Here is a 15769-nt window from a genome sequence, read left to right on the forward strand (position 1 = left end):
CGACTGACAGTGATGATGTTCGTGGTGACGCCGCCGGTGGGTCTGACCCTCCGACTGACTGACGTCTCGACTGTCCTGTCTGGGATTTGTCGGCCCGCCCGGCGTCACCACGCACGCGGCCGGACGGGCGCTTGTGACTTCATAGGAGTCAGCCGTTCACCTGCGGATGACGCCTCGCGGGCGTGAAAATCGGTACGGGGGCTGTCCGCCGACGCCGATCGATGTTTGGGCTGTGAGCCCGCATAGGAGTCTGGTGAGGGAGTCGTCCGAGGGGCCGCACACTGTCGCCTTGAGCACGCCGATCAGCTTCTCCGTTCCCCTCAGGCTCTCCGGGCAGCCCCCGCCCGCGCGAGTACGACAGGGAGTGTGTGATGGAGGAGTTGAGAGAGGATCACGACGACGGAACGGTGGGCAGGGTCGCGGCGATCGACATCGCCAAAGCATCGGGGATGGTCTGCCTGCGCGTCCCGCACGACACCATCGAGGGCCGGCGCGTCCAGCAGGTCTGGAACGTCGCCTCGACCACCAATGCGATCCTGGAACTCGGAGACCGGCTCGTCTGCCAGGGCGTCGAGCGCGTGGTGATGGAGGCGACAGGCAACTACTGGCGCTCCTTCTTCTACCTGCTGGAAGCCCGCGGCCTTCAGTGCTGGCTGGTCAACGCCCGTGACGTGAAGAACGTCCCCGGCCGGCCCAAGACCGACAGGCTGGACGCGGTCTGGCTGGCGAAGCTCGCTGAACGCGGCATGGTCCGGGCCTCGTTCGTCCCGCCCGAACCCGTCCGGCAGCTGCGGGACTTCACCCGCACCCGCACCGTGTTCGTCCAGGAACGCACCCGGCACAAGCACCGAGTGGACAAGGCCCTGCAGGACGCGCAGATCAAGCTGTCCGGGGCCGTCTCGGATCTGTTCGGCCTGTCGGGGCGGGCCATGATGGACGCCATGGTCGCCGGTGAACGCAACCCGCGTGCCCTCGCCGAGCTTGCCCAGGGCAGCCTGGTCAAGAAGAAGGCGCTGCTGGTGGAAGCCCTGACCGGCCAGTTCGAGGACCACCACGCTCGGCTGCTCGGGGTGCTGCTGGCCACGGTCGATCATCTGACCACACAGGTCCACGAACTCGACCGGCTCATAGCCCGGACGCTGGAGGAGATCACCACACCGCACGACGGCACGGGCGCCGATGACGAGCCTGCCGCCCCGGTGAGTGCGCGAGTCCTGGTCGAACGTCTCGATGCCGTTCCCGGTATCGGGCCGACCACCGCGCAGACCATTGTCGCCGAGATCGGCGCGGACATGAGCCGCTTCCCCACCCCCGAGCACCTGGCCTCATGGGCGAAGCTGTGCCCCAGAACCATCCAATCCGGCGCGAAACACACCACAGGCCCGGCCGGACAGGGTAATCCCTGGCTCAAGGGCGCGCTCGGCGAGGCCGCCAACGCCGCCGCCCGCACCGACACCTTCCTCGGCGCCCGCTACCGCAGGATCGTCAAACGCCGCGGACACGCCAAAGCCCTCGTCGCCGTCGCCCGCTCGATACTCATCATCGCCTGGCACCTGATCAACGACCCGGACGCCTCCTGTCAGGAGCTTGGTGCCGACTGGCACCGGCGCCATCTCGACTCCGCCCGCAAGACCCGCGACCTCGTCCGCCAGCTCCAAGCCCTCGGCCACCAAGTCGCCCTCACTCCGACAGCAGCCTGACCGTCCGGTCACCGTCATCCGGTCCGCAGGCGGCCCGGATGCTGCCGCCTGCCCTCCCGAAGGTCGATTTTCCGTTCAGCATCCGCGGCCGTCCGCCGATCGACCCGCCCCCGGCCGCCGGATCGTCCCCGGCGGCCGGAGGCGATACGCGCTCTATAGGTAACTTGCCTTGGTTTGCCAATTTTTGGCGTGATTGATGGGCTTATTAAGCGACAGTATGGACACAGTCGTGTGGCAGCTGTATGTACGTTTGACCCCCAGCTCACCTGCGCTTGACCCTTTGCTTATCCGTGGCTTACTTTCCGGCTTGCTTGGCTGAAATTCGGCGGCCCTTGAACAAGGGCCCGGGGAGGGAATCACCATGGACTGGTACCTGGCAGTACTCAAGAACTACGCAGGCTTCAGCGGACGCGCGCGCCGCAAGGAGTACTGGATGTTCGCGCTCATCAGCTTCGTCATCAGCCTGGTGCTTTCGATCATCGGTGGCCTGATCGGCACGGACTTCCTGTCCTACATCTACACCGTCGCGATTCTCGTTCCGGCGCTCGCGGTCGGCGTGCGCCGCCTGCACGACACCGGCCGCTCGGGCTGGTGGCTGCTGATCGCGCTCGTCCCCCTGGTCGGCGCCATCGTCCTGATCGTCTTCCTCGCCTCGGAGGGCAAGCCGGAGACGAACCAGTACGGTGTCAACCCGAAGCTGGCTCCGCAGGGCATCTGATCCACCGCTCCGGTCCTTCCGGAGCGTCCCCCGGGCCGGGCGCGGCACTTGCCGCCCCGGCCCGCGGTGTGTCCGGCGCCTGGACCCGTGGCTGAAACCGGAGGCCGAGGCCCGTGCCGGTCTCAGTCCGGGCGGTGTTCGGGGCCGCCGAAGTCCGGGCCGGTGAAATCGGGGCTGGTGAAGGTCGGCCTGGGGCCGGCCGCCGGGCCGTCGTCCGGGCCGGAGAAGTCCGGCCTGCTGTAGCCCATCTTCGGGATGCGATTGGGCGAACGGTGCGGGGTCCGCGCGGCGGGTCCCGCGGTGGGGTCGGCCAGGGCGTCCCGGAGGAACGGGAGGATGCCGCGCTCCAGCAGGGCGTGGCGCCAGGCCTCCCTGGCCCGCGCGACCTCCTCCGGGAGCTCCTGCTCCTCGTTCTCGGCGGCCAGGGACGTCGTGCCATTGCGGAGCGCGGTGACGAGCAGCCCGACGGCCGCGACCAGGATCGCGGCGGCGGCGACCGCGGCGAAGAACCACCCGGCCGAGACCATCGAGTCGCCGAAGGCCACCGATGGGCTGACCGCCTTCAGCAGGTAGCCGACGAGCAGGAAGATGACGGCCGCGGTGCCGGCGAGCAGCGGGGTCAGGACCGTGATGACCGCGCCTATGCCGGCCCCTGATCCGGCCGCCGTGCTCTGCGGCCCGTCGACGGCCGGGATTCCGTCGGCTCCTTCGGTGGCCGCCGCCCGGCGCAGCTCGCCCCGGGCCTTGACGTAGTGCTCGTACTCGGTGGCCGCGGCGGCGGTGATCAGCGCCGTGGCGCTGAGCGCCATGGTGCGCAGTTGTTCGGTGTTGAGCCGGTCCCCGACGCCCTCCAGGTCCGGGCGTTCGTGAGCGTGGCGCAGTGCGTCGCCCAGGATCCGCTCGTACTCGGGTCCGTCCTCGGCCAGCAGGTGCGGAGCGCTTGTCATCTGCATCCCCCGATGCTCCGTCGGTGCCCGGCTGCCCGCGTGGACCGGGCGATCGGGCGGAAACGGAGGAGAGCCTGCCACTGATACGCCGATGGTAGAGCGCTCACGGCACGGGGTGACAGGGTGTTTCCAGAATTGGGCCCGGTGACGGGCCCAATGATCGGTGAGGTCGGCGCAGGCGGAACCTGGAGCGCCTTCCCCGTCGACGGTCAGTCATGCAGCGGGAGTTGGACCACCAGCAGCTTTCCGGCCATGGTCACTCCGCCGTCCATGGCGATGGCGAGGCCGTCCGCGTACACGTGCGGGCCGTTGACCACGGGCCCCGAGCTGTCCTCGCCCTCCTCAGTGCCGACCTCGCCCAGGAGATACGGAATGGGGCTGTGACCATGGACGACGCGCTGTCCGCCGTACGTCGCCATCAGCTCGCGCACCGCGTTGGCGCCGCCCTCGTCTCGGAAGGCGAACCGCTTGGTGAGCTTGCGGAAGAGGTCCCAGCACTCGTCGGCGTCGTTACGCGTGAGAATGGCTGTGATCGTGTCGTTGACGTCCTCGATGGTGGACCCGTAGTCGAGGTAGGCCGTCGTGTCGGAGTGCATCAGCAGATGCCCGTCCTCCTCGACGACCGCGTCGAGCCGGGACATCCACTGGAGGTGGACGTCCTGAAGCCGCTCCATGTCGGTCTTCTGGCCGCCGTTGAGCAGCCAGGCGGCCTGGAAGGTGGCGGTGCCGGCCCCGGAGTTGACGGGAGTGTCGGCGAACCGCTTGGCGCCGAGCAGCAGCAGCTCGTGGTTGCCCATCAGGGCCTTGCAGTAGCCGCCGGCCGCCGCCGCCTCGGCGGAGAGCCGCATGACGAGGTCGATGACCCCGATGCCGTCAGGGCCGCGGTCGGTGAAGTCGCCGAGGAACCACAGCCGGGCGTTGCCCGCGGCCCAGTTCCCGTCGGCGTCGATGAGGCCCTGCTCGCCGAGGGCGGCCAGCAGCTCGCTCAGATAGCCGTGGACGTCGCCGACGACGAAGAGCGGGCCGAGCCCGTCCTCGGAGGCGGGGGCCGGCTCGGGAACGGTCTGCACCTGGACCGTGTCGCCGCGACGGATGACCGGGAGGTCCCGCTCGGTCGGTGTGTAGCCCTCCGGCTGCTCGTCGCCCACGGCGGCGTTGCCGGGATGCGGCAGTCCGGGCGGCGCGGGAGCTGGCGGCACGGAGGCACCCGGCGCCGGAGGGTTCGGTCCCGGCGTACGAGGCGGGACCGAGGAAGGAGGTGCCACCTGTGCCTGCGGTGGCACGGCTGTCTGCGCATATGGCGGAACCCGGAAGTCACGCAACGTCGCCGTCCGCACCACGGGTTCCTGACCGGCCCCCTGAGTCATCGACCCCTCCACCACCGTCGCGCCGCCGTACACCTGACGGGCCCTGCCTGGTAGAGGTGGTCCGCGGTGTCGTGCGCCCATCATAGGAATGCGGATCGATCTGTGTGACGCACCAGGGGTGGTGAATCCGGGCGCACGCACGGTTCACCGGCCGATTGGTCCGAAAAGAGTCGATCAATCCCCGCTGGGAGAACGCGGCGCGCTGACCGTGGTGCGCGGTGGACGGCGTTGCGAGGAGGTCCGGACGATGAGCTCCGTCGGTATGACCTGTTCCACGGGCCTGTCGTGTTCGACCCCTTCGATGGCGTCGATGAGGAGCTGGACGACGGCCGTGCCGATGCGGCGGGGCTTCAGCGAGAGCGTCGTGATGGGCGGCTCGGTGGCCGCGTACACGGTGGACTCGCTGCAGCAGACCAGCAGCAGGTCCTCGGGGACCCGCAGCCCGTAGCGGCGGGCCGCGGCGAGGAGATCGGTCCCATTGGGGTCGAAGAGCCCGTAGACCGCGTCGGGGCGGTCCGGGCGGGCGAGCAGCCGGTCGGCGGCGACCGCCCCCGCGCAGGGGTCGTGGGCCGGGTAGGACTCGTAGACGGGATCCTGGCCGACCCGCTCGCACCAGTGGAGGTAGGCGGTGGTGGACAGTCGGGTGTACGTGTCGGTGGTGTTGCCGGTCAGCAGGCCGATACGGCGGGCTCCGGCGGCGGCGAGATGGTCGAGGAGGTCGAGCACGGCGGCCCGGTGGTCGTTGTCGACCCAGGCGGTGACGGGGAGCGTCCCGGCCGGGCGGCCGTCCGAGACGACGGGCAGTCCCTGGCGGACGAGTTCGGTGACGACCGGGTCCTGGTCGGAGGGGTCGATGACGACGGTTCCGTCGAGCGCGACGTTCGACCAGACGTCGTGCCGGGAGGTGGCGGGGAGGATGACGAGGGCGTAGCCGCGGGCGAGCGCCGCGGAGGTCGCGGCTCTCGCCATCTCCGCGAAGTACGCGAATTCGGTGAAGGTGAAAGGTTCATTCCCGTACGTGGTCACGGTCAGGCCGATCAGGCCGGACTTGCCCGTACGGAGGGTTCGGGCCGCGGCGGACGGGCGGTAGCCCAGGCGCTCGGCGACCTCGCGGACATGGCTGCGGGTGGCGTCCGGGAGCCTGCCCTTGCCGTTGAGCGCGTCGGAGACAGTCGTGATCGAGACTCCGGCCGCGGCGGCCACATCACGGATCCCCGCCCGTCCTGGCCGGCCGCTGCGCCGGGGTGTCTCCGTCCGGCTCACCTGGTGCTTCCCTGCTGCTGTCATGGCGAGCCGATAGTAGGGCTCCGGAGGGGGGTCGGTCCGGTCGCATATGCGTACGTTGACAGGCACGTTTCTGCAAGGTCACCACCCATCAGATTCCTTCCTATGCAAGGGGGTTATGGGGAATCGCATACATGCTTCAGGCGCTGAAGGCAGGCAGCCTGCTGAATGTGCGATGTCTCGAAGAGGTCTCAACTCACCACTTCGAGGGATGCGCGCCACGGCGCGAGCCACCGGCGCGCGCCGGAACGGGAAGCACTCCCCCCGGGCGGATCCCTCGGACCGGCCCCGTGCGAGGTCCCATTCCCGGGCACTGCGGTCGATTTCCGCCTCGGGCCATTCGCAGCGGGGCCCAATCCTCATAAGGTGTGCAGTATTGCTGTGAACGGACGGTCGAGGAGGACCTGCGGTGAACGAGACGAGCCCCAAGCTGCGCGCCGAGCTGGACGGCGTTCCCGCCTATGTGCCGGGCAAGCCGGCGGCGGCCGGCGGACCGGTCGCGTACAAGCTGTCCTCCAACGAGAATCCCTATCCGCCGCTGCCGGGTGTCCTGGAGTCGGCGCTCGCCGCCGCGGGGAACTTCAACCGCTACCCGGACATGGCGTGCACCGGCCTGATGAACGAGCTGGCCGACCGTTTCGGTGTGCCGCTCTCGCATCTCGCCACGGGAACCGGGTCGGTGGGCGTGGCCCAGCAGCTGCTCCAGGCCACCTCCGGACCCGGCGACGAGGTCATCTACGCCTGGCGGTCCTTCGAGGCCTACCCGATCATCACCCAGGTCAGCGGCGCGACCTCGGTGAAGGTCCCGCTGACCGACGGCGACATGCACGACCTCGACGCGATGGCGGACGCGATCACCGACCGGACCCGGCTGATCTTCGTCTGCAACCCCAACAACCCCACCGGCACGGTGGTCCGCCGGGCCGAGCTGGAACGGTTCCTCGACCGGGTGCCGGGTGATGTGCTGGTGGTGCTCGACGAGGCGTACAAGGAGTTCATCCGCGACGCCGACGTGCCGGACGGCATCGAGATCTACCGGGACCGGCCCAATGTGGCGGTGCTGCGGACCTTCTCCAAGGCGTACGGTCTGGCCGGGCTGCGGGTCGGTTTCGCGGTGGCCCACGAGCCGGTGGCCGCCGCGCTGCGCAAGACCGCCGTCCCCTTCGGTGTGAGCCAGCTCGCCCAGGACGCGGCGGTGGCCTCGCTCCGCGCCGAGGACGAACTGCTGGGCCGGGTCGGCTCGCTGGTCGCCGAGCGCACCCGGGTGAGCGCGGAGCTGGTGCGCCAGGGGTGGACGGTGCCGGAGTCGCACGCGAACTTCGTCTGGCTGCGGCTCGGGGAGCGGACCGTCGACTTCGCGCGGGCCTGTGAGCGGGCCGGTGTGGTCGTGCGGCCGTTCGCGGGTGAGGGCGTGCGGGTCTCGATCGGCGAGGACGAGGGCAACGACCTGTTCCTGAAGGCGGCGGAGGCTTTCCGCGCGGAGCTGTAGCCGCCGGGCGCGCGCGACGGTTCTCGCGCGCTGCGGGTATCTGTACGGCCGGGTGGCCCCGGACCTCGAACGCCGAGGTCCGGGGCCACTTCGCGTGGGTGTGGGGCTCTTCGCGCGGGGCGGTGGCCGAAAAGGGGTACCCCCGGCGAAGGCTCCGAAAGTGTGTGCGCCATAATTGCTTGTGAATGTGAACGCGTTCACAAGCATGCCCTGCTTCCTCCCGTAATCAGGGGAATCAAAGGGGCATAGTGCCGGTGTGACCACGGCGATGTAAGGAGACTGACGACGTGGACCTAGCTCTGGCGCCGGAGACCCTGGCGCGATGGCAGTTCGGCATTACCACCGTCTACCACTTCCTCTTCGTCCCCCTGACGATCTCGCTCGCCGCGCTCACCGCCGGTCTGCAGACCGCCTGGGTACGGACGGAGAACGAGAAGTACCTCAGAGCGACCAAGTTCTGGGGCAAGCTGTTCCTGATCAACATCGCCATGGGCGTCGTCACGGGCATCGTCCAGGAGTTCCAGTTCGGCATGAACTGGTCCGACTACTCGCGCTTCGTCGGCGACATCTTCGGCGCTCCGCTCGCCTTCGAGGCGCTGATCGCCTTCTTCTTCGAGTCCACCTTCATCGGGCTGTGGATCTTCGGCTGGGACAAGCTCCCGAAGAAGATCCACCTCGCCTGCATGTGGATGGTCTCGATCGGCACGGTCCTCTCCGCCTACTTCATCCTGGCGGCCAACTCCTGGATGCAGCACCCGGTCGGCTACCGGATCAACGAGGAGCGCGGCCGCGCCGAGTTGACCGACTTCTGGCGGGTGCTCACCCAGGACACCGCGGTCACCCAGTTCTTCCACACCATCACGGCGGCGTTCCTGGTCGGCGGGGCCTTCATGGTCGGCATCGCCGCGTTCCACCTGGCGCGCAAGAAGCACATCCCGGTGATGCGGACCTCGCTGCGGCTGGGCCTGATCACCGTCGTGGTCGCCGGACTGCTCACCGCCGTCAGCGGCGACAGCCTCGCCAAGGTCATGTTCCGGCAGCAGCCGATGAAGATGGCCGCCGCCGAGGCCCTGTGGGACGGCCAGGAGCGGGCGCCGTTCTCGATCTTCGCGTACGGGGACGTCAGCAAGGGCCACAACTCCGTGGAGATCTCGCTCCCCGGAATACTGTCCTTCCTCGCCAACAACGACCCGAACTCCTATGTCCCCGGCATCAACGACATCAACGAGGAGTCGCAGGAGAAGTACGGGCCCGGCGACTACCGTCCCAACATCCCGGTCGCGTTCTGGAGCTTCCGGTGGATGATCGGCTTCGGGATGGCCTCCTTCGGCCTCGGCCTCCTGGGACTCTGGCTGACCCGGAAGCGGTTCCTGCTGCCACCGGCGCTGCGGACCGGTGAGGACGAGGTGCCGCATCTGGTCCTGTTCCGGAACAAGGCGCTGAGCCCGAGGCTCACCAAGCTCTACTGGGTCGTCGCGCTCTGGACGCTGCTCTTCCCGCTGATCGCCAACTCCTGGGGCTGGATCTTCACGGAGATGGGCCGCCAGCCGTGGGTCGTCTACGGGGTGCTCCAGACCCGTGCGGGGGTCTCCCCCGGCGTCTCGCAGGGCGAGGTCATCACCTCGATGATCGTCTTCACCCTGCTCTACGCGGTGCTCGCCGTGATCGAGGTGAAGCTGCTCGTGAAGTACATCAAGGCCGGGCCCCCGGAACTCAACGAGGACGACCTCAACCCGCCCACCAGGATCGGCGGCCACGACGACGAAGACGCCGACCGGCCGATGGCCTTCTCGTACTGAGCACAGGAGCTGAGAGATGGAACTCCACGACGTCTGGTTCGTGCTCATCGCCGTCCTCTGGACCGGCTACTTCTTCCTGGAGGGATTCGACTTCGGCATCGGGGTCCTCACCAAGCTGCTGGCCCGCGACCGCAAGGAGCGCCGGGTTCTGATCAACACGATCGGGCCCGTCTGGGACGGCAACGAGGTCTGGCTGCTCTCCGCGGGCGGCGCGACCTTCGCAGCCTTCCCCGAGTGGTATGCCACCCTGTTCTCCGGCTTCTATCTGCCGCTGCTGATCATCCTGTTCTGCCTGATCGTGCGCGGCGTCGCCTTCGAGTACCGCGCCAAGCGGTCCGAGGAGCGGTGGCAGACGAACTGGGAGACCGCGATCTTCTGGACCTCGCTGATTCCCGCGGTGCTGTGGGGCGTGGCGTTCGGGAACATCGTGCGGGGCGTGAAGATCGACGCCGACATGGAGTACGTCGGCAACTTCCTCGATCTCCTCAACCCGTACGCGATCCTCGGCGGCCTCGTCACGCTCACCCTCTTCACCTTCCACGGGGCGGTGTTCGCCGGCCTCAAGACGGCGGGCGACATCCGGGTCCGGGCCCGGGTGCTGGCGCTGAAGCTGAGTCCGGTCACCGCGGTGCCGGTGCTGGGCTTCCTGCTCTGGACCCAGGCCGACAACGGGGACGGCTGGAGCCTGGGCGCCATGATCGTGGCGGTGGTGGCGCTCCTGGCCGCGATCGGGGCCATCGCCAAGGGCCGCGAGGGCTGGTCGTTCGCGTTCTCGGGCGTGACGATCGTGGCGGCGGTCGCGATGCTCTTCCTGACGCTCTTTCCGAACGTCATGCCGTCCTCGCTGAACGACGCCTGGAACCTCACGGTCACCAACGCCTCGTCCAGCCCGTACACGCTCAAGATCATGACCTGGTGCGCGGGCATCGCCACGCCCGTCGTGCTGCTCTACCAGAGCTGGACCTACTGGGTCTTCCGCAAGCGCATCGGCACCCAGCACATCGCCGACGCGCACTGAGTCCGGCGGACCGCACCGGCCCCGCGTCTTCCGCAGGGCCGGAGCGGCCGCCGATCCCGCAGAGCTCACCGACCCCGCCGGGGGGATGTTTCACGTGAAACCGATCGATCCGCGTCTGCTCCACCACGCACGGGCCACCCGCCTCTTCCTGGCGGCCGTGGTCGCTCTCGGCCTGGTCGGCGCCCTGCTGGTGATCGCCCAGGCGATGCTCATCGCCGAGATCGTGGTGGGCGGCTTCGAGGGCGGACTCACGGTCACCGCACTGCGCACCCCTCTGCTGTTGCTCGCCGCGGTCGCGCTCGGCCGGGCCCTGATCGCCTGGCTCACCGAACTGGCGGCCCATCGTGCCAGCGCGGCGGTCAAGTCCGAGCTGCGCGGCCGACTCCTGGAGCGGGCCGCGCAGCTCGGACCCGACTGGCTGAGCGGGCAGCGCACCGGTTCGCTCGTCGCTCTGGCGACCCGGGGGATCGACGCGCTCGACGACTACTTCGCCCGCTATCTCCCGCAGCTCGGCCTGGCGGTCGTCGTGCCCGTGGCAGTCCTCGCCCGGATCGTCACCGAGGACTGGGTATCGGCGGCGATCATCGTCGTCACACTGCCGCTCATCCCGCTCTTCATGATCCTGATCGGCTGGGCCACCCAGTCCCGGATGGACCGTCAGTGGCAGCTGTTGTCCCGGCTCTCCGGGCACTTCCTGGACGTCGTCGCCGGGCTGCCGACCCTGAAGGTCTTCGGTCGGGCCAAGGCCCAGGCCGAATCGATCCGCACGATCACCTCCGACTACCGCCGGGCCACCCTGCGCACCCTGCGGATCGCCTTCCTGTCCTCGTTCGCCCTGGAGCTGCTGGCGACCCTGTCGGTGGCCCTCGTCGCCGTCACGATCGGCATGCGGCTCGTCCACGGCGAACTCGACCTCTACACCGGTCTGGTGGTGCTGATCCTGGCCCCGGAGGCGTATCTGCCGATCCGCCAGGTCGGGGCGCAGTACCACGCGGCGGCCGAGGGACTCTCGGCCGCCGAGGAGATTTTCGCGGTCCTGGAGACCGAACCGCGGACCCCGGGCACACGGGACGTCCCGGACGGGCTGCGGCTGGAGCTGGAGGCCGTGACCGTACGCCACGAGGGCCGCGCCGAACCGTCGTTGGACGCCGCGTCGCTGACCGTGGAGCCGGGAGAGACCGTCGCCCTGGTCGGCCCGAGCGGGGTCGGCAAGTCCACCCTGCTGAACGTGGTCCTCGGCTTCGCCCGGCCCGACGAGGGGTGCGCGCGGGTCGGGGGCCAGGACCTCGCGGATCTGGACCCGGACCGTTGGCGGAGCCGTATCGCCTGGGTCCCCCAGCGACCCCACCTCTTCGCGGGCACGATCGCCGAGAACGTCCGCCTCGCCCGGCCCGACGCCGACGACCGGGCGATCGTCGCGGCACTGCGGGACGCGGGCGCGTACGACTTCGTCGCGGCGCTGCCCGACGGGACGCGGACGGTACTCGGCGAGGACGGCGCCGGGCTCTCCGCGGGCCAGCGCCAGCGCCTCGCCCTCGCCCGGGCGTTCCTCGCCGACCGGCCGCTCCTGCTGCTGGACGAGCCGACCGCGAGCCTGGACGGCGAGAGCGAGGCGGGCATCGTCGACGCCGTACGGAGGCTGGCCGCCGGGCGGACCGTGCTGCTGGTCGTCCACCGCCCGGCGCTGCTGGCGGTCGCCGACCGCGTGGTGACGCTGGAGCCGCGTACCGGCGTTTCCACGGGGCCCGCGGTGGCGACCCAAGGCCCGGGTGCCACCGGTCCGGCCGTCCCGCAGCCGCTCGCCGGGGGCGAACTCCTGGACGTCCGCCGGGCGGAGGAACCGCGGGCGTCCGACGACGGGCCGGGGGAGGCCGGGTCCCGCTCCGGAAGGGTGCTCGCCCGGGTCCGTGAGTCCGCCGGGGCGCAGCGCGGCCGGCTGACCCTGGCCCTGTTGCTGGGCAGCCTGGCCGTCGGCTCGGCCGTGGGGCTCATGGCGGTCTCCGGCTGGCTGATCTCCCGTGCCTCCGAAGAGCCGCCGGTCATGTACTTGATGATGGCGGTCACCGCGACCCGCGCCTTCGGCATCGGCCGGGCGGTCTTCCGCTACGCCGAGCGGCTCGTCTCCCACGACGCCGTCCTGAAGCTCCTCGCCGACCTGCGCGTCTCCGTCTACCGGGGCCTCGAACGCGTCGCCCCCGGGGGCCTGCGCACCACGCGGCGCGGGGACCTGCTGTCCCGGCTCGTCGCCGATGTGGACGCGCTCCAGGACTACTGGCTGCGCTGGCTGCTGCCCGCCGGTACCGCCGTCGTGGTGGGGGCCGCGGCCGCCGGGTTCACCGGCTGGCTGCTCCCGGAGGCGGGCGTGATCCTGGCGGTCGGGCTGCTGGTCGCCGGGGTCGGCGTCCCGCTCGTCAGCGGGGCCTGCGCCCGCCGTACGGAGCGGCAGCTCGCGCCCGCCCGAGCCGCCCTGGCCACCCGGGTCACCGACCTGCTCGGCGGTACCGCCGAACTGACCGTCGCGGGAGCGCTGCCCGCCCGGCAGGCGCGGTTGCGCGCGGCCGACACGCTGCTGACCCGGATCGCCTCCCGCGCGGCCGCCGCGACGGCACTGGGCGGCGGTCTGTCCGCCCTGGTCTGCGGGCTCACCGTGGTGGCCGCCGCGATCGTCGCCGTCCCCGCGGTGCACGACGGCCGGCTGTCCGGCGTCGCGCTCGCCGTGGTGGTGCTGACTCCGCTCGCCGCCTTCGAGGCCGTCACCGGGCTCCCGCTCGCCGTGCAGTACCGCCGGCGCGTCGCCCGGAGCGCGGAGCGGGTGTTCGAGGTGCTGGACGCCCCCGTGCCCGTACAGGAGCCCCTGGCCCCCGCCGAGGGGCCCGCCTCCCCCTTCCCGCTGGAGGTGCGGGGGCTGAGCGCCCGCCACCCGGGAGCCCGGCACGACGCGCTGGCCTCGCTCGACCTGACGCTGACGCCCGGACGGCGCATCGCGGTCGTGGGCCCCTCCGGCTCGGGCAAGACGACGCTCGCCCAGGTCCTCCTGCGCTTCCTGGACGCGTCGTCGGGGACGTACCGGCTCGGCGGCGTCGACGCGGCCGCGCTGGAGTCGGACACGGTCCGGCGCTCGGTGGGGCTGTGTGCCCAGGACGCGCACGTCTTCGACAGCACGATCCGCGAGAACCTGCGGCTGGCCCGCCCCGGGGCGACCGACGCCGAACTGCGCGACGCGCTCTCCCGTGCCCGCCTCCTGGACTGGGTGCTGGCCCTGCCGCAGGAGCTCGACACCCCGGTGGGCGAGCACGGCGCGCGGCTCTCCGGCGGCCAGCGGCAGCGTCTCGCCCTGGCCCGCGCGCTGCTCGCGGGCTTCCCGGTACTCGTCCTGGACGAGCCGGCCGAACACCTCGACCTGCCGACCGCCGACGCCCTCACGGCCGATCTACTGGCCGCGACCCGCGGCTGCGCGACGGTCCTGATCACCCACCGGCTGACCGGCCTGGAGGCGGTCGACGAGGTGCTGGTGCTGGACGCGGGCCGGGTCGTGCAGCGCGGACCGTACGCCGAACTCGCCGCCGAGGACGGGCCGCTGCGCCGCATGCTGGAGCGCGAACGGGAGACGGCGGGGGTGTGAGGGCCACGGGCGCCGCAGGCCCCGCCGGCCGCCGGCCTTCCGGCCATCGAGTGCATTCTCGACTTTCGCCCCCAATCGCCACTAACTAGGCTCGGTTCATGGCAGAGCCCGACCCGAAGGACTCCCTCGACGCCGCCACCCGGGCCACCCGCAGCCTCCAGGGGCTGTCCACCGAGCTGACCGCGCGGGTGCCGCAGCTCCTGGAGGCGATGCGTTCCGTCGGCGCGGGGCTGGAACTGCACTCCACCCTGGACCGGATCTGCGAGACGGCCGCTGAGCTCGCCCACGCCCGGTACGCCGCCATCGGCGTCGTCGACGAGCTGGGCGAGGGACTCTCGGACTTCGTCACGTACGGCGTGTCGCAGGAGGTGGCCGAGGAGATCGGGCGGCGGCCCGACGGCCACCGGGGGCTGCTCGGCGCGCTGATCCACGACCCCGCCCCGGTCCGCCTGGCCGACCTGTCCACCGATCCCCGTTCCGCGGGCTTTCCGGCGGGACACCCCCGGATGCGGACCTTCCTGGGGGTGCCCATCCGAGTCCAGGGAGAGATCTTCGGCAACCTCTATCTGACCGAGAAGCGACACGGCGGGGAGTTCAGCGACTACGACCTCCACATGGTCCGGGTGCTCGCCACGGAGGCCGGGATCGCCATCGGTAACGCCCGGCTGTACGAGGCGGCGCGGCAGCGGGAGCACTGGATCGACGGTTCGGTCGCGGTCACCACGGCGCTCCTGTCGGGCGGGGACGCCGACGAGGCGCTGTCCGTGGTCGCCGAACAGGCCCGCCGGCTCGCCGACTCCGCCGCCGGGATCGTGCTGCTGCCCACCGAGGAGGGCGGTCTGGAGATCGTCGCCGTATCGTCCGAGGACCTCTCGTCCTCGCTCGGTGTGATCATCCCGCCCCGGAGCGCGGTGGTGGCGAGACTGCTCGCGGGCGAGGCGGTGTTCATCGACGACTCGGCCACCGACAGCCGGATGGTCACCAGGCTGGCCGGCCGGTTCGGGCCCAGCATGATGCTGCCGCTCCACAGCGGTGGCCGGGTGCTCGGTGCGCTGGCCACTCCCCGGTCCCGGGGCGCGCGCCCCTTCACGGGGAGCGAGCGGACGCTCGCCACCCAGTTCGCCTCCCAGGCGGCGCTCGCGCTGATGATGGCCGAGGCACAGCGGGACCGGGAGCGTCTCGCCGTGTACGAGGACCGCGACCGGATCGCCCGCGACCTCCACGACCTGGTCATCCAGCGGCTGTTCGCGACCGGGATGATGCTGGAGAGCGCCCAGCGCAGATCAGTGGTGCCCGAGGTGCGGACCGGTGTCGGCCGGGCGGTCGACGAGCTGGACGTGACGATCCAGGAGATCCGGACGGCCATCTTCGCGCTTCAGCAGGAACCGGCCGAAGCCCCCTCGGGGCTGCGCACCCGCGTACTGCGGGAGATCAACATGGCGGCGGTCCCGCTCGGCTTCAAGCCCTCGCACCGCTTCCTGGGCCCGGTGGACTCGCTGGTCGGCGAACTGACCGGCAAGAACCTGGTCGCCGCGCTGCGCGAGGCCCTCTCCAACGCGTTCCGGCATGCGGAGGCCTCGTTGATCGATGTGGTCGTCGACGCGACGGTGACCCTGCCGGACGGGCGGGGGGCGGTGCGTCTCTCGGTCGCCGACGACGGGGTGGGCATCCCGGAGGGCGGCCGTCGCAGCGGACTGCGCAACCTGGCCCGCCGCGCCGAGTCCCTGGGCGGGTCGAGCCGGATCGAACCGGGGATCGGGGAGGGCGGCGGCGGTACGACGGTGGTGTGGGAGGCACCGCTCTGAAGGCCGCCGCCCGATGGTGA

At 70.7% G+C, this 15769-nt stretch carries 10 protein-coding genes; 7 read left to right on the forward strand and 3 right to left on the reverse strand.

Translation table 11 applies throughout. The features are described 5' to 3' along the window. Positions 1-371 precede the first annotated feature (371 nt). Both B9S58_RS35195 and B9S58_RS35200 read left to right on the forward strand, forming a co-directional pair. Entirely contained in the window at positions 372-1700 is a 1329-nt protein-coding gene (locus tag B9S58_RS35195; protein WP_103531105.1) for an IS110 family transposase, read from the forward strand. A gap of 361 nt (positions 1701-2061) precedes the next feature. Beyond that, entirely contained in the window at positions 2062-2418 is a 357-nt protein-coding gene (locus B9S58_RS35200) for a DUF805 domain-containing protein (protein WP_103535919.1), read from the forward strand. Positions 2419-2540: 122 nt separating this feature from the next. On the opposite strand, the gene B9S58_RS35205 is transcribed toward B9S58_RS35200, so the two are convergent. The 3 genes from B9S58_RS35205 to B9S58_RS35215 form a co-directional block, all read right to left on the reverse strand. Continuing rightward, positions 2541-3371 (reverse strand): hypothetical protein, encoded by an 831-nt coding sequence (locus B9S58_RS35205; protein ID WP_103535920.1) that lies wholly within the window; start codon positions 3369-3371, stop codon positions 2541-2543. 203 nt (positions 3372-3574) lie between these two features. Continuing rightward, the gene (locus tag B9S58_RS35210; protein ID WP_258045220.1) at positions 3575-4747 is read right to left on the reverse strand and encodes a metallophosphoesterase; all 1173 of its coding nucleotides are present in this window, start codon (positions 4745-4747) and stop codon (positions 3575-3577) included. Between the two features lie 159 nt (positions 4748-4906). Further along, complete coding sequence (locus B9S58_RS35215) at positions 4907-6019, reverse strand: LacI family DNA-binding transcriptional regulator (RefSeq protein WP_103535921.1); 1113 nt, start codon at positions 6017-6019, stop codon at positions 4907-4909. A 406-nt stretch (positions 6020-6425) separates the two neighbouring features. Between B9S58_RS35215 and hisC the strand changes: the two genes are divergently transcribed. From hisC to B9S58_RS35240, 5 genes are all read left to right on the forward strand, one after another. Continuing rightward, complete coding sequence (gene hisC, locus B9S58_RS35220; protein WP_103535922.1) at positions 6426-7505, forward strand: histidinol-phosphate transaminase; 1080 nt, start codon at positions 6426-6428, stop codon at positions 7503-7505. A 287-nt stretch (positions 7506-7792) separates the two neighbouring features. Next, positions 7793-9304 (forward strand): cytochrome ubiquinol oxidase subunit I, encoded by a 1512-nt coding sequence (locus B9S58_RS35225; RefSeq protein ID WP_103535923.1) that lies wholly within the window; start codon positions 7793-7795, stop codon positions 9302-9304. A gap of 16 nt (positions 9305-9320) precedes the next feature. Then, entirely contained in the window at positions 9321-10322 is a 1002-nt protein-coding gene (cydB, locus tag B9S58_RS35230) for a cytochrome d ubiquinol oxidase subunit II (RefSeq protein ID WP_103535924.1), read from the forward strand. A 94-nt stretch (positions 10323-10416) separates the two neighbouring features. Then, positions 10417-13944 (forward strand): thiol reductant ABC exporter subunit CydD, encoded by a 3528-nt coding sequence (cydD, locus tag B9S58_RS35235; protein WP_103535925.1) that lies wholly within the window; start codon positions 10417-10419, stop codon positions 13942-13944. A gap of 98 nt (positions 13945-14042) precedes the next feature. Next, a complete protein-coding gene (locus B9S58_RS35240) occupies positions 14043-15749 on the forward strand; it encodes a GAF domain-containing sensor histidine kinase (protein ID WP_103535926.1) in 1707 nt (568 codons plus the stop codon). Positions 15750-15769: the final 20 nt, after the last annotated feature.

The sequence above is a fragment of the Streptomyces sp. SM11 genome (genome assembly GCF_002910905.1).
GTDB lineage: Bacteria > Actinomycetota > Actinomycetes > Streptomycetales > Streptomycetaceae > Streptomyces.